This is a genomic window from Sphingobium sp. RC1, assembly GCF_059738765.1.
In genome coordinates, this window is sequence record NZ_AP027306.1 from 2,480,490 (window position 1) to 2,502,752 (window position 22,263).

At 62.6% G+C, this 22,263-nt stretch carries 24 protein-coding genes; 12 read left to right on the forward strand and 12 right to left on the reverse strand.

Annotated features, from left to right (window positions below; genetic code table 11):
• The 3 genes from AC6JBC_RS12345 (at position 1) to AC6JBC_RS12355 (ending at position 2,508) form a co-directional block, all read left to right on the forward strand.
• Entirely contained in the window at positions 1 to 897 is an 897-nt protein-coding gene (locus AC6JBC_RS12345) for an iron-containing redox enzyme family protein (protein ID WP_498024549.1), read from the forward strand.
• Complete coding sequence (locus AC6JBC_RS12350) at positions 894 to 1,208, forward strand: response regulator (protein WP_464787973.1); 315 nt, start codon at positions 894 to 896, stop codon at positions 1,206 to 1,208. Before AC6JBC_RS12345 ends, AC6JBC_RS12350 begins: the two co-directional genes overlap by 4 nt.
• 79 nt (positions 1,209 to 1,287) lie before the next feature.
• A complete protein-coding gene (locus AC6JBC_RS12355; RefSeq protein WP_498024550.1) occupies positions 1,288 to 2,508 on the forward strand; it encodes an MBL fold metallo-hydrolase in 1,221 nt (406 codons plus the stop codon).
• 1 nt (position 2,509) lies between these two features.
• Here the strand turns inward: AC6JBC_RS12355 and AC6JBC_RS12360 are convergent, their stop codons facing one another.
• The 5 genes from AC6JBC_RS12360 to AC6JBC_RS12380 form a co-directional block, all read right to left on the reverse strand.
• The gene (locus tag AC6JBC_RS12360; RefSeq protein WP_464787972.1) at positions 2,510 to 2,983 is read right to left on the reverse strand and encodes a hypothetical protein; all 474 of its coding nucleotides are present in this window, start codon (positions 2,981 to 2,983) and stop codon (positions 2,510 to 2,512) included.
• Positions 2,984 to 3,113: 130 nt separating this feature from the next.
• On the reverse strand, positions 3,114 to 3,614 hold the full coding sequence (locus tag AC6JBC_RS12365; protein ID WP_464787971.1) for a DUF3617 domain-containing protein: 501 nt from the start codon (positions 3,612 to 3,614) through the stop codon (positions 3,114 to 3,116).
• Between the two features lie 78 nt (positions 3,615 to 3,692).
• Positions 3,693 to 3,971 carry an HNH endonuclease gene (locus AC6JBC_RS12370; protein ID WP_498026076.1) on the reverse strand — a complete coding sequence of 93 codons (279 nt, stop codon included), beginning with the start codon at positions 3,969 to 3,971 and terminating at the stop codon, positions 3,693 to 3,695.
• Between the two features lie 4 nt (positions 3,972 to 3,975).
• On the reverse strand, positions 3,976 to 4,512 hold the full coding sequence (locus AC6JBC_RS12375) for a DUF3617 domain-containing protein (RefSeq protein WP_498024551.1): 537 nt from the start codon (positions 4,510 to 4,512) through the stop codon (positions 3,976 to 3,978).
• A gap of 88 nt (positions 4,513 to 4,600) precedes the next feature.
• Complete coding sequence (locus AC6JBC_RS12380; RefSeq protein ID WP_498024552.1) at positions 4,601 to 5,506, reverse strand: acid phosphatase; 906 nt, start codon at positions 5,504 to 5,506, stop codon at positions 4,601 to 4,603.
• Here AC6JBC_RS12380 and uvrB point away from each other — a divergent pair.
• The 5 genes from uvrB (at position 5,499) to AC6JBC_RS12405 (ending at position 9,844) form a co-directional block, all read left to right on the forward strand.
• The gene (uvrB, locus tag AC6JBC_RS12385) at positions 5,499 to 7,682 is read left to right on the forward strand and encodes an excinuclease ABC subunit UvrB (protein WP_498024553.1); all 2,184 of its coding nucleotides are present in this window, start codon (positions 5,499 to 5,501) and stop codon (positions 7,680 to 7,682) included. The genes AC6JBC_RS12380 and uvrB overlap by 8 nt on opposite strands.
• A 47-nt stretch (positions 7,683 to 7,729) precedes the next feature.
• Positions 7,730 to 8,215, forward strand: a complete 486-nt coding sequence (locus tag AC6JBC_RS12390; protein WP_498024555.1) for a disulfide bond formation protein B — start codon at positions 7,730 to 7,732, stop codon at positions 8,213 to 8,215.
• Positions 8,212 to 8,766, forward strand: a complete 555-nt coding sequence (locus tag AC6JBC_RS12395; protein WP_464787966.1) for a demethoxyubiquinone hydroxylase family protein — start codon at positions 8,212 to 8,214, stop codon at positions 8,764 to 8,766. The genes AC6JBC_RS12390 and AC6JBC_RS12395 overlap by 4 nt, the downstream gene beginning before the upstream one ends.
• Before the next feature lie 13 nt (positions 8,767 to 8,779).
• Positions 8,780 to 9,361, forward strand: a complete 582-nt coding sequence (locus AC6JBC_RS12400; protein WP_498024557.1) for a hypothetical protein — start codon at positions 8,780 to 8,782, stop codon at positions 9,359 to 9,361.
• Positions 9,362 to 9,448: 87 nt separating this feature from the next.
• A complete protein-coding gene (locus tag AC6JBC_RS12405) occupies positions 9,449 to 9,844 on the forward strand; it encodes a hypothetical protein (protein ID WP_498024558.1) in 396 nt (131 codons plus the stop codon).
• A 46-nt stretch (positions 9,845 to 9,890) separates the two neighbouring features.
• On the opposite strand, the gene pip is transcribed toward AC6JBC_RS12405, so the two are convergent.
• A complete protein-coding gene (gene pip, locus AC6JBC_RS12410; protein WP_498024559.1) occupies positions 9,891 to 10,832 on the reverse strand; it encodes a prolyl aminopeptidase in 942 nt (313 codons plus the stop codon).
• 155 nt (positions 10,833 to 10,987) lie between these two features.
• On the opposite strand from pip, the gene AC6JBC_RS12415 reads away from it, so the two are divergent.
• Together AC6JBC_RS12415 and AC6JBC_RS12420 are read left to right on the forward strand one after the other, a co-directional pair.
• Positions 10,988 to 13,480, forward strand: a complete 2,493-nt coding sequence (locus AC6JBC_RS12415; protein WP_498024561.1) for a TonB-dependent receptor — start codon at positions 10,988 to 10,990, stop codon at positions 13,478 to 13,480.
• A 65-nt stretch (positions 13,481 to 13,545) separates the two neighbouring features.
• On the forward strand, positions 13,546 to 13,965 hold the full coding sequence (locus AC6JBC_RS12420) for a response regulator (protein WP_498024563.1): 420 nt from the start codon (positions 13,546 to 13,548) through the stop codon (positions 13,963 to 13,965).
• An 88-nt stretch (positions 13,966 to 14,053) separates the two neighbouring features.
• Here the strand turns inward: AC6JBC_RS12420 and AC6JBC_RS12425 are convergent, their stop codons facing one another.
• The 3 genes from AC6JBC_RS12425 to AC6JBC_RS12435 form a co-directional block, all read right to left on the reverse strand.
• A complete protein-coding gene (locus AC6JBC_RS12425) occupies positions 14,054 to 16,663 on the reverse strand; it encodes an EAL domain-containing protein (protein WP_464789232.1) in 2,610 nt (869 codons plus the stop codon).
• A gap of 181 nt (positions 16,664 to 16,844) precedes the next feature.
• Positions 16,845 to 17,957 carry a DNA polymerase III subunit beta gene (gene dnaN, locus AC6JBC_RS12430; protein ID WP_498024564.1) on the reverse strand — a complete coding sequence of 371 codons (1,113 nt, stop codon included), beginning with the start codon at positions 17,955 to 17,957 and terminating at the stop codon, positions 16,845 to 16,847.
• Complete coding sequence (locus AC6JBC_RS12435) at positions 17,954 to 18,127, reverse strand: hypothetical protein (protein ID WP_196225143.1); 174 nt, start codon at positions 18,125 to 18,127, stop codon at positions 17,954 to 17,956. Before AC6JBC_RS12435 ends, dnaN begins: the two co-directional genes overlap by 4 nt.
• Here AC6JBC_RS12435 and AC6JBC_RS12440 point away from each other — a divergent pair.
• Positions 18,126 to 18,596, forward strand: coding sequence for a hypothetical protein (locus AC6JBC_RS12440; protein ID WP_498024565.1), 471 nt, complete (start codon positions 18,126 to 18,128; stop codon positions 18,594 to 18,596). The genes AC6JBC_RS12435 and AC6JBC_RS12440 overlap by 2 nt on opposite strands.
• Positions 18,597 to 18,741: 145 nt before the next feature.
• On the forward strand, positions 18,742 to 20,001 hold the full coding sequence (rlmN, locus tag AC6JBC_RS12445; RefSeq protein ID WP_498024566.1) for a dual-specificity RNA methyltransferase RlmN: 1,260 nt from the start codon (positions 18,742 to 18,744) through the stop codon (positions 19,999 to 20,001).
• Between the two features lie 9 nt (positions 20,002 to 20,010).
• On the opposite strand, the gene AC6JBC_RS12450 is transcribed toward rlmN, so the two are convergent.
• From AC6JBC_RS12450 to AC6JBC_RS12460, 3 genes are read right to left on the reverse strand one after another with little or no spacing between them, the layout of a single operon-like run.
• Positions 20,011 to 20,478 (reverse strand): MgtC/SapB family protein, encoded by a 468-nt coding sequence (locus AC6JBC_RS12450; RefSeq protein ID WP_498024567.1) that lies wholly within the window; start codon positions 20,476 to 20,478, stop codon positions 20,011 to 20,013.
• A 45-nt stretch (positions 20,479 to 20,523) separates the two neighbouring features.
• Positions 20,524 to 21,414 carry an NAD(P)H-hydrate dehydratase gene (locus tag AC6JBC_RS12455; RefSeq protein ID WP_498024568.1) on the reverse strand — a complete coding sequence of 297 codons (891 nt, stop codon included), beginning with the start codon at positions 21,412 to 21,414 and terminating at the stop codon, positions 20,524 to 20,526.
• Positions 21,411 to 22,178, reverse strand: coding sequence for a histidine phosphatase family protein (locus AC6JBC_RS12460; protein ID WP_498024570.1), 768 nt, complete (start codon positions 22,176 to 22,178; stop codon positions 21,411 to 21,413). Before AC6JBC_RS12460 ends, AC6JBC_RS12455 begins: the two co-directional genes overlap by 4 nt.
• Between the last annotated feature and the right edge of the window lie 85 nt (positions 22,179 to 22,263).

Consider the following 22,263-nt stretch of genomic DNA (forward strand, 5'->3'; position numbering starts at 1 on the left):
GTGGCTACCCGTTTCGTCAGACCCGAGTGCGCATCGCAATTTCTTCAACAGAGTTTTCAGGAACGCCTCAGTCATTGGAACCGGCAACGTCTGGCTCCATCCTATCCCGAGGATTGGGAAAGCCGGTTCCGCCAGGATGAAGCCATGCTGCGGCTGGAGCATGGCTTTATGGAAGAACTGCGCGCCATGGTCCGCGACCGCGCGGCGGAGGCACCAACCGATCCCGAAGGCTTCATTCAATGGTTCGAGGCGCTGGAGCAGACTGGCCCCGGCCAGCATGACGCGCTGTTTCCCTGGCTCGCCGACCATGCGTCGAGGGACGAAATCCGCTGGTTCCTGACGCAGGAAGCGGCAGGCGAGGCTGGCTTCGACGATCTCGTCGCCCTGACGCAGGTGAAGCTCCCCGATTCCGCCAAGCTGGAACTTGCACGCAACTATTGGGATGAGATGGGGCGCGGCCAGGAAAAGGGCATGCATGGGCCGATGCTGGCGCAGTTGGTAACAACGTTGGAACTGACTCCGACGATCGAGAACACCGTCTGGGAAAGCCTGGCGCTGGCTAACGCGATGACCGCGATGGCGACGCAGCGCTGCTATGCCTGGCACAGCGTCGGCGCGTTGGGGGCGATCGAACTCACCGCGCCGGGCCGATCGGCACACACGGCTCGCGCCTTGCGACGAATTGGGCTCAGCCAGTCGGAGCGACGATATTTTGACCTGCATGCCGTGCTGGACGTCAAGCATAGTCGCGACTGGAATGAGCTGGCCATCAAGCCGCTGGTGGCGGAAGACCCTCGCCGCGCCGTTGCAATCGCGGAAGGCGCGTTGATGCGCCTCAGTTGCGGCGAGCGCTGCTTCAACCGCTACCGTAGCCATTTCGGTCTGGAGCAAGAATGATGGCGCGATCCAACGGCCGCATCCTGATTGTTGAGGACGACCCGCTGCTGGCTGGCATGATGGTCGATCTGCTGCTGGCGGAGGATTACGAAGTCGACGGTCCCCATGCAAGTGTCAGCGAAGGCATGGCCGCTCTAGCCACCCATATGCCCGATGGCGCGGTGGTTGATCTGCATCATCCCAGCCGGAGCGTAAGCCTATTGAAGGACGATCTTGAGACCTACGCCATTCCGTTGCTGGAGGGAGAGGATAGCGAGGTGCAGGATCTTCAAAGGCGCTTGCTCCCTTGGCTTCGACATATGCGGCATTGAAGACGCGCGGGATAAGCAACTCTTGTCCCGCGCTATATCGCGGCTATGACCCTGCATCGTCATCGAAGCAGGAGACGGCATGGGCCGCATCATCGGAAAAGTCTTTCGCGGAGCGGGCATCGGGCTGCTGTTTCTGGTAATCGCATTGTGTCTTGCGATCACGATCATCCCGCCCTTTCTCGATCGTATCTATTATGACGGGCCGGTCAGCCGCCATTATGATGGCGAGCACTTTTTCAATCCCGATGGCGAGATCGAGTTTTCCGGTCCTCCGGGGACGAACCGCCGGGGCTTTCTCCTTCGCTGGCTGACGGGGCAGGACGAGCGCCCCGAATGGCCGCTGACGATTGCAATAAAGCCCACGCGCCCGCCAGCCTTCGCCGCGCCCCGCGGCATGGTGGCGACATGGGTCGGCCATGCCACGGTGCTGGTGCAGGCGGCGGGGATCAACATCCTTACCGACCCCACCTGGTCCGACTATGCGAGCCCCTTGCCACCTTTAGGACCGAAGCGGGTAGCAAAGCCGGGCATCCGGATGGATGATCTGCCGAAGATCGACCTCATCATCGTCAGCCACAATCATTATGACCATATGGACATCCCCACGCTTAAGAAGCTGTGGGAACGGGATCGACCCAAGATCATCGTCAGCCTCGGCAATGAGCGCATCCTGAAGGACAATGGCATTCCGGCGATCGCGCTGGATTGGGGCCAGTCAGTGACGGGTGCTGCCCTCAACAATCTGGGGACGCAAACCGTCATCCAGTGTGAAAATTACGAACATTGCCCAGACTATCGCGTCCATGTGCTGCGCAATCATCATTGGAGCAGCCGGTGGGGCACTGACCGCAATCGCGCATTATGGTCGAGCTTTCTCATCGAAACCCGCGCGGGCAATATCTTCTTCGCGGGGGACACGGGGGCTGGCGATATGGCATGGCCCACCGAAGCGGCGCGGTTCGGCCCGATCCGCCTCGCGATGATCCCGATCGGCGCCTTCCGCTTCTGGCCGGGGCAGATGGAGGCGGACTCCCACATCGGGCCACAGCGCGCGGTCGAGGTGTTCGAAAAGCTCAAGGCATCGACCGCCATCCCCATCCATTGGGGCACATTCAGGCTGTCTTATGAAAAATGGGACACACCGCCCCGCATGCTGGAGCTTTTCCTGAAATGCGAAGGCATAGAGCGGCAGCGCTTTGCGCCGTTGCGGATCGGCCAGTCCATCCAGGTGCCCGCCTATTCCGCCGTGCCGCACAGTCCAAAACGATGCGACCAACGCGCCATCCGGGCATTGCAATAGGTCAGGCGGGAGGGCCTGCTTCCAGCATCGCGCGCCAATTGTCGGTCGTCATCGCCGTCAGATATTCGGCCTGCATCTCGGCGGTCAGCATCTCCACCATCTGCCGCCCTTCGATCCACAATTCGATCACGCCGAACACGCCGCCACGCTTGCGATATTTGGCGGGCCAGCCTTCCCGCTCCGCGATCGCCATGATCTCTTCGCGGGACAAGGGCGTGGCCAGCGCGGCATGTGTCGCGGTGTAACGCGTTTCGCCAGTCCGCTCCCCGAAGCCATCGGCGTCGCCTTCCTCCTCGCGCAAGACGGTGTCGATCGGATAGACCTCTATGGCGGTGCCCCGGTCATCGCCAGCCATTGCGATCCAGCTGCCCGGCGTCACGGGCGGAAAATAGAGCGCCTCACCCCGCCACATTTCGGCGATGACCTCCGCAACATGCTTTGGATCATGCGCGGCAATCGAAAGATGAAAGAGCATGTCTCGACTCTCCGACATTCTGATGGATGCCGGGCGCGACAATGGCACAGAATCCCGCCACCAGCACTAGAGATTCCGGACAGGAGCCCCTCCGCTGGCAGGCAGCGGAGGGTTTCTTAAGACAGGCCGTTCAGGCCTTGCTGCACTCCCCTGTGCGTTTGCCCGTTACATCATGGGTGGTGCGCAATACTGGGCTGCCCCCGTCCGTCTTTGTCATGGTGCTGCCCAGCGTCAGCGTGTCGGCGGTGTAATTGCCCTCCAGCACGATTTCCGATGTCGCCCCGCCGGACTTGCAGGCCAAAGTCGCGATCAACCGCCCCTTGCGCAGCAGCTTGTCCTTATAGGTGCAATCCTTGCCCTCATCCCCTGCCAGAGCATCGGCATCGGGTGTCCCCTTGGCATCGACGGCGATGCACAGTTTTTCCTCGTCAACCTGTTTCAGCGCGACCTGATATTGTTCGGGCGTGACGGTCGGCGTGTTGTAGCCCGTAGTCTTGCGGGTGATCGTCCATTCGCCCCCCTTCATCACGATCGGCGCTTCGACCGCTTCGGGTGCAGGCGCCTCATTGCCGCATCCGGCCAAGCCAAGCGTCATCGCCAGCGGCAAAGCCGCTATTATCGTCTTTCGCATATCCTCTTCCCCTGTTCTCTTACGGAACAGGCAGAGGCTCGCTTGGCGCGCGGCGAAGCGCAAGAGAAAAAAACGACGCTAGCGTTTCCTGTAGGTCGGCGCGTGGAAGTCGGGCGGCTTGGCCGCGACCCAGCCGAGAAAGCGGGCGATGCCGGGATGCGCGCGAAGGGCGGCGGGATCCCCCTGCGTTCGGGCAAGCTCCACATTACTGAGCTGCGCATGGATGGCGCGATGGCAGATTGGATGGACGGGCACCGTGCTGCGCCCGCCCCGGCTTTTCGGCACCGGATGATGCCATTCAACCCGTTTGCTTAAAGGACGCGCGCAGAGCCAGCAAAAGCCCTCCGCGCGCTCCATCATATCAGGAGGCAGCGCAGTCCGCGCCGACCCATTTACCCGTGGTCTTCGCCTTCATGCTCATGTTCATGCCATTGGGCGCGCCGCTCATCTTCATGTCCATGTGCATTTCATAGCTTTCCGGCGCGTAGTCGCCGGACATGACGGCATTCATCGTGCCATGTTCCGATTTGCAGGCGATCTCACCCTTCACCGATCCGCCGCTGACATCGAAGCCCTTGTACGTACAATCCTTGTTTTCCTGGCCCGAGAACATCTTGCCGCTGGGGTTCGCCGCTTCTTCAGGTGAGACGCAATATTTGATCGAAGTGCGGCTCATCATCTTCTTCATCTGCTCTTTCATCTGATCGCCACCGCCGGGCATGTTCGGCATATCGATATCCTCGAGCGTGTAGGCGCCTTCCCACTGGCCGGGTTTCAGCTGCACCTTCTGAACCTGGGCTTTCACCTCCTCGCGTGTCTGCGGTTCGCCGGAAGGCTTGTCGCCGCAGCTGGCGAGCAACAGCGTGGCAGGAATAATGACGGCCAAGGCTTTAAGCATGATCTTCCCCCGTTGATGCCGGAATGACCCGGCCTGTCTAACCATCAGCATATCAGGACGGGAATAGAATGAAAAATGATCCTGCGGGCTATTGAGCCAGCGCCGCAGCTTCCTGCGCGCAATCGGGCGCGGTTTCCGAGGATTTGCCGCTCAACGCGGCGACTTCCTTGCGCGCGGCGGCAAGATCGGCGGCGAAGGCGGGTTCGGCATTGAGGCGCATCACGGTGGCGGAGGCGATGACGCGCCCTTCTTCGATATCGCTCAGCCAGTGCACATTGCAGATGCGGCGGCTGTCGCCAAAGGCGCGACCCCGCGCCACCAGCCTTGCCGCGCGATCGGGCATCAGTTCTGCCAGGATAAGGCCATAGCCGTAGCCGATGGCACTGTGACCCGAGGGATAGGAGCCATCACGGCGCAGAAACTTGTCCCAATCCGGCGTGCAGCTGGGCTTGCCATTGTCCATGAAGGGGCGCGGGCGCATGTACTGCTTCTTGACGTCGGCGGTCGACATGCCGAGGTCCCCCATTGCGCGGGTCAGGAGGCGCGTCAGCGCGGGGGCATGAGCCTGATCGATCAGGAAGCCTGCCGTGCAGGAAAAGGCGCCTGCAGCGCGGGCGGGGCGCAAGTCGGCATCGGCCTTGGCGAGATTCCAACGTGCGCTACCCTGCATCGCAACCGCTGCGGCCGCCCCCTCCCTGTCGCGCGCCTCGGCCACTGATCCTGCGGCTGGCGGTGGCGGGGAGAGCAACGGGCTGTCAGGAAGCGCACCGCCGCCAAGATAGCCGCTGCCCAGCGGGTTCTTTCCCTGCATGACCGATGGCGGCGTCTGCGCCGATCCAGCCCCGCCGGTCGTCGTCGCGCATGCCTGCAACATGGCCAGCGTGGTGAACAGGAAAATGGCCTTGCGCATCGGGTCCTCCGCTATCGTCATTCGGGATGCCTGCCCCACATTGCTGTGGTGCGGGACCATGCCCATATTGGCCCGCATGTCCATTCAGATTCGCACCACGCTGGACGAGCCTCAGACCGGCGAAGGCTTCGTCCCCCACCGCCCCGCGCGCCCGGAAAAGAGCGAAGGCGGGCGGCCGTTCAAGCTGATATCCGACTATGAGCCCTCCGGCGACCAGCCCACCGCGATCGCCGAACTGGTGGAGCAGGCAAGGGCGGGGGAAAAGGACCAGGTGCTGCTGGGCGTCACCGGTTCGGGCAAGACATTCACCATGGCCAAGGTGATCGAGGCGATGCAGCGCCCCGCGCTGATCCTGGCCCCCAACAAGATTCTCGCCGCGCAGCTTTATGGGGAGTTCAAGAGCTTCTTCCCGGAGAACGCCGTCGAATATTTCGTCAGCTATTACGACTATTATCAGCCCGAAGCCTATGTGGCGCGATCCGACACCTATATCGAGAAGGAGTCGAGCGTTAACGAGGCAATCGACCGAATGCGCCACTCCGCCACCCGTGCGCTGCTGGAGCGGGACGATGTGATCATCGTCGCTTCGGTTTCCTGCCTCTATGGCATCGGCTCGGTCGAAACTTATTCGGCCATGACCTTTTCGATGAAGAAGGGCGGGATCGAGGATCAGCGGGAGATCATCCGCAAGCTGGTCGCATTGCAATATAAGCGCAATGACGCGGCCTTCGCGCGCGGGAACTTCCGGGTGAAGGGGGACAATCTGGAGATTTTCCCGTCCCACTATGAGGACACGGCCTGGCGCATCAGCTTCTTCGGCAATGCGATTGAGGAAATTGTCGAGTTCGATCCTCTGACGGGTAAGAAGATCGCGACCCTCGATTATGTGAAGGTCTTCCCTAACAGCCACCATGTGACGCCGGGGCCGACGCTGAAGCAGGCGATGGAGGCGATCCGTTTCGAGCTGACCGAACGGCTGAAGGAGTTGCAGGCCGAGGGCAAGCTGCTGGAGGCACAGCGGCTGGAACAGCGGACGAACTTCGATCTGGAGATGATCGCCGCGACCGGAAGCTGCGCCGGGATCGAAAATTACAGCCGCTTCCTCACCGGCCGCCTGCCCGGCGAGCCGCCGCCGACCTTGTTCGAATATCTGCCAGAAAACGCCCTGCTGTTCGTAGACGAAAGCCACCAGACCGTTCCGCAAATCGGTGCGATGGCGCGCGGCGATCATCGGCGCAAGATCACGCTCGCCGAATATGGCTTCCGCCTGCCAAGCTGCATCGACAATCGCCCGCTGCGCTTCAATGAATGGGACGCGATGCGGCCGCAGACGGTCAGCGTGTCCGCGACGCCGGGACCATGGGAGATGGAACAGACCGGCGGCGCCTTCTCCGAACAGGTCATCCGCCCCACCGGCCTCATCGACCCGCCGGTCGAGATCAAGCCCGTGGAGGATCAGGTGGACGACCTGATCAACGAATGCCGCAAGGTCGCCGCGCAGGGCTATCGCACCCTCGTCACCACGCTCACCAAACGCATGGCGGAGGATTTGACCGAATTCATGCACGAGGCGGGGATCAAGGTCCGTTACATGCACAGCGACGTAGAGACGCTGGAGCGTATCGAGCTGATCCGCGACCTGCGGCTGGGCGTCTACGACGTGCTGATCGGCATCAACCTGCTACGCGAAGGTCTCGACATTCCGGAATGTGGCCTGGTCGCGATCCTCGATGCGGACAAGGAAGGCTTCCTACGATCGGAGACATCGCTGATCCAGACCATCGGTCGTGCGGCGCGCAATGTGGATGGGCGTGTCATCCTCTATGCCGATCGCATCACCGGCAGCATGGAGCGCGCGCTCAACGAAACCAGCCGCCGTCGCGAGAAGCAGCAGGCCTATAATCTGGAACATGGCATTACGCCGACCACGATCAAGCGCAACATCGGCGACATCATCGCCCACGTCGCGAGCAAGGATCAGGTCACGATCGATACCGGGCTGGACGACCGTCCGCACCTCGTCGGCCATAATTTGCGCGCCTATATCGAGGATCTGGAAAAGAAGATGCGAGCCGCCGCGGCGGACCTGGAGTTCGAGGAAGCAGGCCGCATCCGCGACGAAATCCGCAAGCTGGAGGCGGAGGAACTAGGTCTGCCCGCCGACGAGCAGGTCGCAGCGCCGCGTGGGCGGGCGACCGAAGGCAAGCCGGGGACCCGCAAGCTGCGGTACGGCAAGACCCAGCGGAAGTTCGGGCGCTGACGCAAGTTCAGCATGACGAAAGGTTCAGGGCCGTTTAAGCGGGCATCATGAAGAACTTGCCTCTCGCCCGCGCTATCGCCCTTGCCGTGCCGCTGCTGCTGCTGGGCGGCGCCTACGCTTCGCAATATGTAGGCGGTCTGCATCCGTGCGAGATGTGCTGGTGGCAACGCTATCCGCATATGGCGGCGATCCCGCTCGCGCTGATCGCCTATGCGGCGAAAGGGCGCCCCTGCATCAGTGCACTGTTCGCGGGGCTAGCCGGGCTGGCGATCGGGATCAGCGGCGGGATCGGCCTGTTCCATGCGGGGGTAGAATATGGCTGGTGGCAGGGGCTGACCGCCTGCTCCACCTCTCCGGCGGCGGGCAACCCGGCCGACATATTGAACCAGATCATGGCCACCCCGATCACCCGTTGCGATGTCGCCCCCTGGACACTCTTCGGCATTTCGCTCGCGGGCTTCAACGGGCTCTTGTCCGGAGCCAGCGCGCTCGCCATCTTGGCCTCGCTGATCAAGTCGAGGAAACAGGCATGAACGCGCCCAGGGAGTTCCCCCGCCCCGGCCGGAAAGTGACGGCCGATGATCGCGCGGCAATGCTGCGCGTCGATCAGGCGGGTGAGTTCGGCGCGACGCGCATTTATGCCGGGCAGCTTGCCGTCCTTGGCGATCGCCACCCAGACGCGCGCGTCATCGCGGGCATGGCGGCGCAGGAAGAACGGCATCGCAAGATATTCGACGCGATGATCGCGCGGCGCGGCGTGCGGCCGACAGTATTGCAACCGATCTGGAACGTCGCGGGCTTCGCGCTGGGCGCGGTGACCGCCACGATCGGCCCACGCGCCGCCATGGCCTGCACTGCCGCGATCGAGACGGAGATCGACCGCCATTATGGCGAGCAGTTGGCGGAATTGGCGGGCGATGATCCGGAACTTGCCGCCACCATCACGGATTTTCAGGCGGAAGAAGTCGAACATCGCGAAACCGCGATCGCCCGTGGAGCGGAGCAGGCACCCGCCTATCCGCTGCTTTCGGGCGTCATTCGCCTGGGGTGCCGGGCTGCCATCGCGCTGTCGAAGCGGATCTGAGGAGATAAAGACGATGATGAAGACCGCGACAGCCGCCATGCTGCTGATGGCTGCGAGCACACTGCCCGCCATGGCGCAGCAGCAGGCTGGACCCACGCAGGAGCAGGCGCCCACCGCCGCTGCCGGCACGACGGGATCGGAGCGCGTCAATCTGGTCATCGTCTATGGCGAAGACGCGTGCCCGCAAAGCGCTGGCACCGACATTGTCGTTTGCGCGCGTAAGGGGGAGGAAGAACGCTACCGCATTCCTGAACCGCTGCGCGGCGATCCCAACAAGCCGAGCAATCAGGCATGGGGCGAGCGCGTGCGGTCGATGGAATATGTTGGCCGCACCGGCACGGAAAGCTGCTCTGCCACTGGCCCCGGCGGTTTCACCGGCTGCTTCAACCAGTTGGCAAGGCTTGCCAAGGCGGAACGGCAGGCGGCGGACAACGCCAGCTGGAAGGACTTGGTAGCCGCAGAGCGCGCGCGGCGGCTTTCCACCATCGATGCGGATAGCAAGGCGATCGAAGCGCGAGCCGTATCGGAGGAAAAGGCGCAGGCCAGCCAACCACAGCAGACCGCGCCGCAACCGGCTACACCGACGCAGCCCTGACGGTTGCTCCGGGCGCTTGGCGTCTGGGTAAGGCTGGCGGAATTGGGCACTCCGCCGGTGGACAGGGGCGAAAAGAGGATATCACCTATGCGCTTCCCGGTTCATGCCTTCCTCGCCATGGCGGTGCTCGCGCCCGTAGCCTTACTCGCCCCAGCCAGGGCCGAGCCGCCACAACGTGTGTTCAATCTGATCGTCTATGGGAACGACCCCTGTCCCAAAGGCGAAGGCGACGAGATCGTCGTTTGCGCGCGCAAGCCTGAGTCCGAACGCTACCGCATCCCGAAGAAATTGCGCGAAAAACCCACCCCGTCCGGTGGGCCGGGCTGGGGTAGCCAAGTGGCGACGATGGAAGATGTACAGCGCCAGAATCTTCCCGGCAGCTGCTCGGCGATCGGCAGCAATGGCTTTACCGGCTGCACCGCCAAGATGCTGGAACAATGGTTTGCCGAACGGCGGATGCAGGAGTCCAAGGGCGAGCCTTGAGCTTTTGATGCTCGACGATCGCCCATCCCCCTTCACCATCTGAATTTCAGATTGCGAAACTGTCCGTGGCGCGGATCAGGGCGTCGAGGATGCCGGGTTCATTATAGGCGTGCCCGGCGCCCTCGATCATCTCGAACCGTGCTTCGGGCAATGCCTTGTGCAGCGCCCAGGCGGTCTCGACAGGACAGGCCATGTCATAGCGACCCTGAACGATCACGCCGGGAATATCGCAGAGCTTGCCCGCATTGCGGATGAGCTGTCCTTCCTCCAGCCAGCCGCGATGGACGAAATAATGATTTTCGATCCGCGCGAAGGCGAGTGCGAACGCATCATCCTCATGCGTTGCTGACAGTGCAGCGTCTGGCAGCAAACGGATCGTTTCGCCTTCCCAGACGCTCCACGCCTTGGCCGCCGCGACCTGCGCCAAACGATTTTCGCCCGTCAGGATGCGGTGATAGGCATGAAGCAAGTCGCCACGATCCGGCTCCGCTATGGGAGCAAGGAAGCGTTCCCACTTATCTGGATAGATGCGGTTGGCACCTTCCTGATAATACCAGTCGATCTCCTGTTGGCGCAGCGTGAAGATGCCGCGCAGAATCAATTCGCTGACATGGGACGGATGGCTCTGTGCATAAGCAAGCGCCAGCGCCGAACCCCAGCTGCCTCCGAAGACAAGCCATTGATCAACACCCATCAATTCCCGCAAGCGCTCTAGGTCCGCCACGAGATGCCAGGTCGTATTTGCTTCCAGAGCCGCATGCGGCGTCGACCGGCCGCAACCGCGCTGGTCGAAGAGTAAAATGTCGTAGCGATCCGGATCGAACAGGCGGCGGTGATCGGGCGAGATGCCGCCTCCCGGCCCACCGTGGAGGAAGACCGCAGGCTTTGCCCCCGGCGTGCCGACGCGCTCCCAATAGACGGAATGACCATCGCCGACGTCGAGGTGGCCGTGAGCGTAAGGGTCGATTGCAGGGTATAAAGTGCGCATGCACTCAGCCTAGGCGAGCCGATGAACGAAGGGAACCGCAGTGCGTGAGGGCGTTTGCTACAATTTGCGACAAATTCGCCTTGGCCTTGCCAAGATTTTGAGACAGTTCGCCCCTAGTGACGGACCATCAAAGGTTCGCTTTTTCCAAAAGGGGTATGTTCGTGCGCCGACCGGCTTCGCTGATGCTGTTTTTCATGATGGGCGCATCGCCCGCTGCGCTGATGGCGCAGACTTCAGCCCAGGAGCCGCCTGCGCAGATGGAGGAAGGCGACGAAATCATCGTCACCGGCCAGCCGCAGCGGGGCGCGGTGCTGGGCAATATCAAGCCCGAACAGCAGCTTTCTTCCGCCGACATCCGCGCTCTGGGCGTCACATCCATTTCGGAAATGATCACCGAATTGTCGGTACAGACGAACGGGACCCCGGTCGTGCTGCTGAACGGAAAGCGCATTTCCAGCTTTTCCGAAATCCAGGACATCCCGTCCGAGGCCGTGGCGCGGGTCGACATCCTGCCGGAACAGGTCGCCCTGTCCTACGGCTATGCACCAACGCAGAAGGTAGCGAACATCGTCCTGCGCCAGCGTTTCCGCGCGGAGCTGGCCGATTTGCGAGCAGCCACGACCACCGATGGCGGGCGAGAAAGCGGGTCCGCCGAGGCAGGTCTGCTGCGCATCCGGGGCGACAATCGCTTTACGTTGAACGTCAAATATAATGCCGCCGCTTCACTACTGGAAAGCGAGCGCGGGATCGAACGGACGGCGATCAGTCCGGCGTTGATCGACATCACCCGCTTTCGCACGTTAAGCCCGGCGACCGAGAGCGTGTCCGCGAACGCCACCTATGCGCGCGCGCTCGGCGGCGTATCGATGACCGTCAACGGTCGGGTCGAGCTGTCGGACAATGACTCGCTGCAAGGACTGTCTGCCGCCGCACTTGCCGCGCCGATCGGCAACGGGCCGCTCTATACCGAATTTCTGCGGGATAACCGGCTCGACCAGCAGATTCGCGGAACGACCGGCCATCTGGGCCTCACTTTCAACGGCCTGCTCGGAAAGGGCTGGCAATGGTCCTTTACTGGCAATGGCGACGTGTCGGATACGCGCACGCGAACCGACCGATCGGCGTCGACCGACCAGGCGAGCGCGCGATCGCAGACCGTGACGGGCGACCTGCTGCTGTCAGGCCCTGTCTTCGACCTGCCTGCGGGCGCCGTCACAAGCTCCGTCCGGGTGGGGGCGTCGGCCAATGGATTTGAGGGCTGGTCGATCCGCAACGGGTTCGAGCAGGACGTCGATTATGACCGGCAGATCGCGAGCGGGCAGATCACTCTCGATGTGCCGATCACCAGCAAGGCGAGAGGCGTGCTGGGCGCGGTTGGCGATATCGGCGTCAATGTGAATGCGGCGGTGCAGGAGCTTTCGGACTTCGGCACGCTCTCCACGCTTGGTTATGGCCTCCGCTGGCGGCCGATCCCTGCGGTGCAACTGCTGGTGTCCGCGAACCAGGACCGAGCCGCGCCAACGGGCAACCAGCTTAGCGATCCTGAAGTCAGGACGGAGAATGTACCCGTCTTTGATTATCAAAGCGGCCAGACCGTCTTCGTCACGCGGGTGACGGGGGGCAACGCCCAATTGAAGGAAAGCGTGCGCGACCAGTTCCGGCTGAGCGCAACGGTGAAGCCTTTCGACAAGCCCAACCTGACCCTGACCGCGACCTACCTCAACAGCCGGACGAGTAATCCAATCGCGGCTTTCCCGGAACCCACCCCCGCGATCGAGGATGCCTTCGGTGGCCGCTTCACTCGCGTCGGCGGTTTGCTGACCGAAATCGATGCGACGCCGATCAATTATCTGCGCTCACAAAGCGAACAGCTGCGTTGGGGCTTCGACCTCTCCTTCCCGCTGAAGTCTCGCATCCAGAAGTTGGCAGAGGCTTGGCGCGCTGCCGGTGCAAAGCCGGAAGATCGCCCCAAGGAGTTGCAGGATATGCGCGCCCTGTTCGGCAATCGAGGCGGACGCGGTGGAGAGCGTGGAGCACAGGGCGGCCAGGACGGCGGAGACCGGCCGCGTGGAGAAAGCGGCTTTGGCGGCCCCGGCGGTGGCGGACGACCGGGCGGCGGTTTTGGCGGGCCGGGCGGCATGGGCGGCGGACGTGGAGGCGGCGGCGGGCGCCTCAACTTCAGCCTCTACCACACATGGCATTTTACCGAGAGCATCCTGATCGCGCCGGGCGTGCCGGAACTCGATCTGTTGAATGGCGATGCGACGGGATCATCGGGCGGGCAGCCCCGGCATGAGGTGGAGGCGCGCGTCGGCTACACGAACAACGGGCTTGGCGCGCGGCTGAGCGTCGATTGGGAAAGCGGCACGCATGTCGATGGCGCGCTGGGCGGCACGTCTCGGCTCGATTTCGGAAGTCTGGCAACCGCGAACCTGCGGCTGTTCGCCAATCTGGGACAAATGCCTTCGCTGGTTAAGAACCATCCCTTCCTGCGCGGATCGCGGGTGTCGGTCGGCATCGACAATATCTTTAATACGCGCCGCGACGTGACCGACGCGACCGGAGGCACCCCGCTGCGCTACCAGCAGGGCTATCTCGATCCGCTGGGCCGCACGATCAGCATTTCATTCCGCAAGCTGTTCTTCTGACTTTTGCCTAAAACTCTCTAAATTCCGTCCGTTATGATCTTGGAAGACAAGGGTCGGAGGAATGCATGGCAAAGCCGATACGGATCGTGGTGGTCGATGACTCGCTGACCATTCGCGCCATGATCGAGACGCTGCTGGAACGCGATTGCCGGTTCGATGTCGTGGGCATCGCCCGCAACGGCGAAGAAGCGATCGACCTCATCCGCATGGAAAAGCCCGATGTGGTGACGATGGACGTCGCCATGCCGGGCCGGGATGGGCTCAGCATCCTTGACGAGATCATGGACATCGATCCCTGCCCCGTCATCATGCTGTCCAGCCTGATGCGCGACGGAGCACCGATCATGGCCGAGGCGCTGGACCGGGGTGCTGCGGCCTGTTTCAACAAGGCGATGATCGCACGGGAAGCCGGACGTTTCATCACATTGGTCAAGGATGTCGCGCATGGCCTTGTTCAGGCCGAACAGGTAGCGATCGCCGCCTGAAACATCCGCCACGTACAACAAAAGGAGCTGTCACCCGACAGCTCCTTTTTTATGCGCCTGCGAGCGTCGCCACCCGAACCGGGTCAGGTCAGGATGCCAATGATCGAGGCAGGGCGCAGGCAGCGGCGATGTCGATGGCGCTGGTAAATTCAACGCCCATCCGATCCTCGCGCGACCAGCGAACCACAGCGCTCACATTTTGGCTGTCACTGAACTCGATCGACAATTGGGTGCCCTGGGGCACATGCCACAGCCCCTCGATCATGGCACCGGTGGAGGAGATGTTGCGGATGCGGCCGGTATAGGCGTGACCATCGGCATGCACCGCGATCGTCCGCAGCATCGTCTTGCGCTCCGGGCGGCTGGACTGGAAACCCTCCACCAGCGCCACCGTGCCGTGCGCGCGGTGCCGGGCCAGCACGTCGCTGGCAACAAGCGGGCGGCCATAGACATAGCCCTGTATATGGCTGCACCCCAGATCGCGGATCAGCGCCAGTTCGTCCTGTGTCTCCGCGCCCTCCGCCGTGGTGTCCATGCCAAGCGCCTCAGCCAGGCTGACGATTGCCTTGATGATCGCGCTGTTGCGGCTGCCGGTCATCACCGCGCCGCGCACAAAGCTCTGGTCGATCTTGATCTTGTCGAAGGGCGCTTTCTTCAAATAGCCAAGCGAGGAGTAGCCTGTGCCGAAATCGTCGAGCGCCAGACGGACGCCTATCCCTTTAAGCCGGGCGAACATCGAATCCGTTCCGTCATTGTCATTCAGGAACACGCTTTCGGTGATCTCAAGCTCCAGCCGCTGGGGCGCGAGTTGGGAAGCGGCAAGCGCATTCATGACCGTGGCGGGCAATCCGGGGTTGGCGAACTGGATCGGCGAGACATTGACGGCGACGCGAATATCTTCGTCCCACTCCGAAGCGTCGCGACAGGCGGTGCGGAGTACCCAGTCACCCATTGGCCCGATAAGCCCTGTCTCCTCGGCGATGGGCACGAAAATGGATGGCGAAATCTCACCACGTACGGGATGCGTCCAGCGCAGCAGCGCTTCATAACCAGTGACCCTCTCCGTCCTCGAAGACACGACCGGCTGATAGACAAGGTGCAGCCCGTCCGAAGCCAGCGCGTGGCGCAGATCCTCCTCCAGCTGCCGACGCCCCTCTGCATCGGCGTGCATTTCGGACGAATAGAAGCGATGGACGCCACGCCCGTCGCCTTTTGCAGCGTAGAGCGCGAGATCGGCGTTGCGGATCAGCGCATCGGCCGTGTCGCCGTCATGCGGGCAACAGGAAATCCCGATGGACACGCCGATGACGACCGCCTTCCCCTCAATCATATAGGGTTGCGACAGCGTGTTGATGATCATCGTAGATAGTTGGGACAGCAGTGCACGATCATGTCTGCCGGGCAGCAGCACCTTGAATTCGTCACCGCCCTGCCGCCCTACAAGCCCGCGATCGCCCGCGACACGTTGGAGACGCTGGCTCACCTGCCGCAGCAGCGCGTCCCCGGCGGGGTGGCCGAGAGTATCGTTGACGGTCTTGAAGCGATCCAGATCCAGCATCAGCAGCGCGCAATCGCCCGGCTTTCCGGGCGCACCGGCCACGGCATCTTCCAGCGACCGCAGCATCTGCACGCGATTGGCAAGCCCGGTGAGCGAATCGAACTGGGCAAGACGCTTCACCTCCGCCTGGCTTCGGCGCATTTCGGTAAGGTCGGTGCCGCTCCCGCGAAAGCCGTGGAACTGGCCAAATTCGTTGAACACCGGCTGTCCGGATATCGACCACCAGCGCTCGTCGCGGGTCGCCGCGGCTCGAACATGGATGTCTGAAAAGCCGGTGCGCGTCGATAAATGGAAGCCGAGCGTGCGCTCGCCCCCGCCATTTTGATGATCACCCGCAGAGACAATGTCGGTGATCAACTGGCCGACAAGTTCGTCCTCCGCAATATCCAATGTCCGCGCAAGCGTTTCCGAAAGATAAGTAAGGCAGCCCTGGCGATCGGTTTCCCAGAACCAGCCCTGCCCCGACTGCTCATATTCCTGCAACAGGCGGTCGGATCGTTGCGCGCGAAGGTCCTGTTGATGTTGGGCGATTGCCCGTTCGAAATCAGACGTTGCCTGGCGCACCGCGGCAATCATCATGACCGCGATGCAACTCACCAACAAACCCAGTTGCGCAAAGCCCGCTTCCTGAAACGCCGAAACGATCAATGTGCCCAGAAAATAACTGACGCCCAGCAACCGCCGGTCGCCGAATATCGACACGGCGATCAACGCCATCGCGACTTCTGCCGCGAGAGAAATCGACAATGGTCCTGCAAATTGCGCCGGACCCAGCAACATGCTGAAGCTCATGCTCGACAGCAGCACCATCGGCAGCATCAGCCATTTCTGCACATGCGGCCGTAGATTCTGGAATCGTTCCGCACGTGGAGCGGCGATCAGCACGCCATCTATCAGCAACATCGCCAGGAATGTGAGGAAGTGGAGAATGTTGCCAAAGGTGAACAGTGGCACATGGAGTAACGTGATCGTGCACAGCTTGCCCAGCAGCACCAGCGGCCAGAGGCGGGCGATATGGGCGAAGGCTCCGGATATCCAGAAGGCCGACGCCTGCGTCCCGCCCTCAGCCAGGCCCAGCGCCACCGCAAGATCGGCAGGTCGATACAATGTATCGTTCAGCTTGGTACGCGACGGGGCCATATGACGTGCGTAACGCACAGATGTTGAAAGAAACTTACCCGACCGGCTGGCAAAACGTTACGGGAGAGGGAACGCCCCTCTCGCGACGCCAAACTTGCCTCAATGTTCGTCCAACAGAGGCCAAAACAGACTGAGCAGAATGAGGCATGCGGTCCCGCAGGACCGCTCACCCTGTTTCCGACTAAACGCGCATCGGCATCAGGACATAGAGCGCAGGGCTGCGATCATTTTCCCGAATGAGCGTCGGCGCTGCCGCGTCGGCGAGGTGTAGTTCGACCGTCTCGCTGTCGATCTGGCCCAGAATGTCGAGCAGATAGCGGGCGTTGAAGCCGATATCAAAGCCCTCGCCCTGAAACGCACCCGGCACTTCTTCAGCCGCCGTGCCGTTTTCGGGACTGGTGACCGACAGGGTGATCTTGTCGCGATCGAGCGTCATCTTGACCGCCCGGGTCTTTTCCGTCGCGATCGTAGCGACGCGGTCCACGCCCTCCTCGAAGCTGCGCGGGTCGATCTTGAGCAGCTTGTCGTTCGCGGTGGGAATGACGCGGCTGTAATCGGGGAAAGTGCCGTCGATCAGCTTGCTGGTGAGGATCGCGCTGCCAAGCCCGAACCGGATCTTGCTCGCCGACAGGGTGATCTGGACCGAGCCCTCGACTTCATCGAGCAGCTTGCGGAGTTCGCCAATGCACTTGCGGGGGATGATGATGCCCGGCATGCCGTCGGCGCCATCGGGACGCGGCACGGTGACGCGGGCGAGGCGGTGCCCGTCGGTAGCCGCTGCCTTCAGGACCGGCTGGCCCTCATCCGACACATGGAAATAAATGCCGTTCAGATAATAGCGTGTCTCTTCGGTCGAGATGGCAAAGCGCGTCTTGTCGATGATCTGCTTCAGCGTCTCTGCGGGCAGTTCGAAGCTGGTCGGCAGGTCGCCTTCCGCGATAACCGGGAAGTCATCGCGCGGCAGGGTCGACAGGTTGAAGCGGGCGCGGCCCGCCTGGATCAGCATCTTGCCTTCCGCCGCCTGGAGCGACACCTGCGACCCTTCGGGCAGCTTGCGGGCGATGTCGAACAGGGTGTGCGCCGAAATGGTCGTCGCGCCGGGCTGTTCCACCTGCGCGGACACGCTTTCGACAATCTGGAGGTCGAGGTCGGTCGCCATCAGCTTGATCGCGCCATCGGCAGACGCTTCGATCAGCACGTTGGACAGGATCGGAATCGTATTGCGCCGCTCTACCACCGACTGGACGTGGCTGAGGCTCTTGAGGAGCGTGGCGCGTTCGATGGTGGCCTTCATGTCCCTGTTTGTCCGTTTCTTTTCTGCGCAAAGCCCGGATGCGGTCGAATCCGGGCGACAATGATGGATGATCCTTCATAACCACTGTTGCGGCGGCGGCAAGCACCTGCTGATCGTTTCGTGACGGCAAGGGTTGCAAAAGAGGACATGATGGGCTTTGCCAGCGTCATGAAGCACGTCTGGTTCCTGCCCCTGCTGATCGCGACGCCGACATTCGCAAGGGACTCGCTCGGCATGTTCGAGGCTTGGGGGGCGTTCCGTGACCCGGCGGCACCGCGTTGCTATGCCATCTCCAAACCCGTGAGCCGGGCTGGCAATGGCTTCGCCGCCGTTGGGAACTGGCCGCGCCAGCGCGTACGCGGACAGGTGCATTTCCGGCTGAGCCGGGTGCGGGCGGATAGCTCTCCCGTTATCCTGAATGTTGGGGAGAGGCGCTTCCCGCTGGTTGCGGGACAGGCTGATGCGTGGGCGCCCGACCCTCGCGCGGACGCGGCCATCATTGCGGCCATGCGATCGGCAGGCAGCATGAGCGTACAGACGCAGGGCGCAAATGGGCGCGGTTTCGCGGACACCTACACCTTGCGCGGCGCCGCAACAGCGATCGACGCGGCGGCATTGGGCTGCGCGCGGCTGCGGTGAGACGACGCATTGCGTGTTCCTGCGAAGGCAGGAACCCAGATCGAACGACGGGACTGGGCTCCTGCCGTCGTAGACGCACGGCGCATTGATCCACCGGTAGCGCCCGCCCTTTCAAAATTGCGCCAAATCCGCTATGGGCGCTGCCATGCATTCATCCGCCAGCCCCTTGATGCCGATTCCCGGCGCTATCGACCCTGTGCCCGTCCCGCGCGCGGTGACGCCCCGCGAAGATGGACGCACCGACCTGATGGGCCTGTCGCGCCCGCAGATCAAAAGCGCGCTGGAGGAAGCGGGGCTGGATGCCAAGCAGGCAAAGCTGCGGTCGAAACAGCTCTTCCACTGGCTCTATCATCGCGGCGAAACCGATTTCGATGTGATGACCGACCTTGCCAAGCCGATGCGCGGCTGGATGGCGGAGCGCTTTATCGTGGGGCGTCCCGAGGTCGTCGAAGCCCAAGTGTCGAGCGACGGCACCCGTAAATGGCTGCTCCGGTCGGACGACGGGCAGGATTATGAGATGGTGTTCATCCCGGACGCCGATCGCGGAACGCTCTGCGTTTCGAGCCAGGTGGGCTGCACGCTCAATTGCCGTTTCTGTCATACGGGCACCATGCGCCTCGTGCGCAACCTGACGCCCGGCGAAATTGTCGGGCAGGTCATGCTGGCCCGCGATGCGCTGGGCGAATGGCCGAAGGGCAGCATGGCGTCCGCCAATGATGACGAAGCGGACGATAGCTCGCAATATAGCCCCGACGGGCGAATGCTCACCAACATCGTGATGATGGGGATGGGCGAGCCGCTTTATAATTTCGATCATGTGCGCGACGCGCTGAAGGTCGTCATGGACGGCGATGGCCTCGCTCTGTCGAAGCGGCGGATCACCCTCTCCACCTCCGGCGTAGTGCCGATGATGGCGCGCGCGGGGGAAGAGATTGGCGTAAACCTTGCCGTGTCACTCCATGCCGTGACGAAGGACGTGCGCGACGAACTCGTGCCGCTCAACAAGAAGTTCGGGATCGAACAGCTGCTGCAAGCCTGCGCCGACTATCCGAACGCGAATAATGCGCGCCGCATCACATTCGAATATGTGATGATCAAGGACAAGAATGACAGCGACGAGGATGCGCGCGAACTGGTTCGCCTGCTGCGTCACTACAAGCTGCCTGCCAAGGTCAACCTGATCCCCTTCAACCCGTGGCCGGGCACCGACTATGAATGTTCGACGCCCGAGCGGATCAAGCGCTTTTCGGAAATCGTGTTCGAAGGCGGCATCTCCGCCCCGGTGCGCACGCCGCGCGGACGGGACATCATGGCCGCCTGCGGGCAGCTCAAGTCGGCGAGCGAGAAGAAGAGCCGGGCGGAGCTGGACCGGCTGGCGGCGGAAAAGCAGGCGGCGCTGGGGTAACTCCGCGCCTCAGCGCGGCGCGCCGGGTTCGCTGATCTTCTCTTCCGCGTCCCGTTCATTCTCCTCGGGCTTGAGCGGTGCCATGACCCAGAAAGTCAGTAGCGTGAAGCCGGTGAGAACCACCGCCACATCATAGCTGCCAAGCCCCGCTGCAACGCCAATCGCCCCCGTGATCCAGAGGCTCGCGGCGGTCGCGGTGCCCTTGACGGCATGTCTCTGCTGCAGGATCGCACCGCCGCCCAGAAATCCTATGCCCGCGATCACGCCTTCCAGCACACGGGCAAGCGCCGACGGATCCTGCGCCATCAGTCCTTCCACCGTCTGGACAAAGCCACAGCTGGCGACAGCGACCAGCGGAAAGGTGCGCAGGCCAGCGCTGCGTTCCGCTCGCTCCCGGTTCCAGCCGATAGGCAGAGCCAGGCAATAGGCGATGACGATAGGGACCAGATGCGGCAGCACCGAAAAATTGTCGCTCATCCACCCGAAACGCATAAAGGTGAATTCGGATGCGCAACGATGCAGCTAACTGTTGCCGGGCTCTTCCAGCAGACCGGGAATCAGCGGCAGCAATTCGCGCGCCAGAAATCCGACAGGCCCCATGGTGCGGGCAAGTTCGCGCCCTGCCCGGCCGTGCAGCCAGCTGCCCCAGGCGGCCGCCCGCAACGGGTCAGCACCGCGTGCCGCCAAACCGCCGACGATCCCGGCCAGCACATCGCCCGAACCGCCGGTGGCCAGGCCGACGCAACCGCCCTCATACAACAGGCAGGCGCCATCCGGAGCCGCGACCACGCTGCGGTCGCCCTTCAGGATGACCACCGCCTGAAATTCCCGGGCCACTTGCAGCGCGATCTTCGCGGGATCGGCCGAAACGGCCTCGACGCTTTGCCCGGTCAGGATCGCCATCTCGCCATGATGGGGCGTTAGGATGATATGCCCCTCATGCCCGGCAACAGTGGATCGCAACTCGCGCGCAGTAGTCAGCGCCGCCGCATCGAGGACGATGGTGACCGGCGGATCGGTGGCGGCTAATATGGCCGCGACCAGTTCGTCCGTCTGGGCACTCACGCTCATGCCCGGTCCCAGAACCAGAGCGTCGCAGCGGGCGAGCTGCGGCGCCAGACGCTCAGCTGCTCCAGCGGCGATCTCGCCATTCTCCTCCGCAGGCAGCGCCGTCATCGCGGCTTCGGGAACCAGCACGCCCAGCGACATGGCCGCGGAACGAACCGTCGCCATCTGCAACTTTCCAGCACCCGCCCGTAGTGCCGCTTCGCCCGTCAGGCGGAGCGCACCGGGCACGAATTCCGCGCCACCGACGACCAACACACGACCCCGCCCATCCTTGTCGGAGTCATGGTCGGGAATCGGGATGGGGTGCGTCCGCAACCATGCGATATCGAGAGTCTCTGGCGTCATCCGCGCGCTCCAGCGATGGCATCGGGTTCGCGTGTGACAGGGGTCGCCTCTTCCTCCATCGGCGCGGTCACATTGTAACGGCGCAGCACCAGCCCGCCATTGCGCCCGTGGGAAGGGTCATAAATATAGTCACTGATCGCGCAGTTCGCGACATCGCCAGCCCGATCGATCGCCAGTATTTCCGCTTCATTCAACCCTTCGATGATATAGCGAAGGCACAACACCACGACCTGATGCGTGAAGATCATCACGCGTCGTCCGGCATAATGCAGCGATATGGTATCCATCACCGACCGCAGCCGCAGGATGACGTCGCACCAGCTTTCTCCGCCCGGCGGCCGATGATAGAATTTTCCGAGCATCTGGCGGAATTCATACTGGTCGGCCTCCAGATTGCGGATGCCCGTCGTCGTCAGCCCATCCAATATTCCGAATTCCTTTTCGCGCAGCCGTTCATCGAAGCAGATCGGTTCCTCGGCGGCGGCTCCGCCGACCTTGCGGAAAATCTGCGCGGTCTGAAATGCCCGCAGATAGGGGGACGACAATAGAACCTCCGGCCTGTGATCTTCCGCCTCGCTGGCGAACCAATGGCCCAGCGCCTGCGCCTGCTCACGGCCCAACCCACTTAACGGAACGTCCGCATCACGCACGGACAAGGCTATACGATCGGACTGTGCTTCAGTTGCGGCGTCGCGCGCCACATTTCCGGCGCTCTGGCCATGACGTACGATGATGAGCTGGCTCGGCCAATGAAGTGACGCCACGAGTCCTGCTGCCTTCCATGCCGGTTGCTAAGGCATAAAGAACGACCGCGCTGCCGCTTTGATCCCGGCAGAACGCTGCTCATGA

Excerpts from the sequence above, each read along its gene's own strand:
- AC6JBC_RS12400 (WP_498024557.1), top strand. The coding sequence starts at position 8,780 with ATGATGAAGACCGCGACAGCCGCCATGCTGCTGATGGCTGCGAGCACA.
- AC6JBC_RS12405 (WP_498024558.1), top strand. The coding sequence starts at position 9,449 with ATGCGCTTCCCGGTTCATGCCTTCCTCGCCATGGCGGTGCTCGCGCCC.
- uvrB (WP_498024553.1), top strand. The coding sequence starts at position 5,499 with ATGTCCATTCAGATTCGCACCACGCTGGACGAGCCTCAGACCGGCGAA.
- AC6JBC_RS12390 (WP_498024555.1), top strand. The coding sequence starts at position 7,730 with ATGAAGAACTTGCCTCTCGCCCGCGCTATCGCCCTTGCCGTGCCGCTG.
- AC6JBC_RS12370 (WP_498026076.1), bottom strand. The coding sequence starts at position 3,971 with ATGGAGCGCGCGGAGGGCTTTTGCTGGCTCTGCGCGCGTCCTTTAAGC.
- AC6JBC_RS12355 (WP_498024550.1), top strand. The coding sequence starts at position 1,288 with ATGGGCCGCATCATCGGAAAAGTCTTTCGCGGAGCGGGCATCGGGCTG.
- AC6JBC_RS12415 (WP_498024561.1), top strand. The coding sequence starts at position 10,988 with ATGTTCGTGCGCCGACCGGCTTCGCTGATGCTGTTTTTCATGATGGGC.
- AC6JBC_RS12450 (WP_498024567.1), bottom strand. The coding sequence starts at position 20,478 with ATGAGCGACAATTTTTCGGTGCTGCCGCATCTGGTCCCTATCGTCATC.
- AC6JBC_RS12375 (WP_498024551.1), bottom strand. The coding sequence starts at position 4,512 with ATGCTTAAAGCCTTGGCCGTCATTATTCCTGCCACGCTGTTGCTCGCC.
- pip (WP_498024559.1), bottom strand. The coding sequence starts at position 10,832 with ATGCGCACTTTATACCCTGCAATCGACCCTTACGCTCACGGCCACCTC.
- AC6JBC_RS12380 (WP_498024552.1), bottom strand. The coding sequence starts at position 5,506 with ATGGACATGCGGGCCAATATGGGCATGGTCCCGCACCACAGCAATGTG.
- AC6JBC_RS12350 (WP_464787973.1), top strand. The coding sequence starts at position 894 with ATGATGGCGCGATCCAACGGCCGCATCCTGATTGTTGAGGACGACCCG.
- AC6JBC_RS12440 (WP_498024565.1), top strand. The coding sequence starts at position 18,126 with ATGAAGCACGTCTGGTTCCTGCCCCTGCTGATCGCGACGCCGACATTC.
- AC6JBC_RS12420 (WP_498024563.1), top strand. The coding sequence starts at position 13,546 with ATGGCAAAGCCGATACGGATCGTGGTGGTCGATGACTCGCTGACCATT.
- rlmN (WP_498024566.1), top strand. The coding sequence starts at position 18,742 with ATGCATTCATCCGCCAGCCCCTTGATGCCGATTCCCGGCGCTATCGAC.
- AC6JBC_RS12365 (WP_464787971.1), bottom strand. The coding sequence starts at position 3,614 with ATGCGAAAGACGATAATAGCGGCTTTGCCGCTGGCGATGACGCTTGGC.
- AC6JBC_RS12435 (WP_196225143.1), bottom strand. The coding sequence starts at position 18,127 with ATGACGCTGGCAAAGCCCATCATGTCCTCTTTTGCAACCCTTGCCGTC.
- AC6JBC_RS12360 (WP_464787972.1), bottom strand. The coding sequence starts at position 2,983 with ATGCTCTTTCATCTTTCGATTGCCGCGCATGATCCAAAGCATGTTGCG.
- AC6JBC_RS12425 (WP_464789232.1), bottom strand. The coding sequence starts at position 16,663 with ATGGCCCCGTCGCGTACCAAGCTGAACGATACATTGTATCGACCTGCC.
- dnaN (WP_498024564.1), bottom strand. The coding sequence starts at position 17,957 with ATGAAGGCCACCATCGAACGCGCCACGCTCCTCAAGAGCCTCAGCCAC.
- AC6JBC_RS12395 (WP_464787966.1), top strand. The coding sequence starts at position 8,212 with ATGAACGCGCCCAGGGAGTTCCCCCGCCCCGGCCGGAAAGTGACGGCC.
- AC6JBC_RS12455 (WP_498024568.1), bottom strand. The coding sequence starts at position 21,414 with ATGACGCCAGAGACTCTCGATATCGCATGGTTGCGGACGCACCCCATC.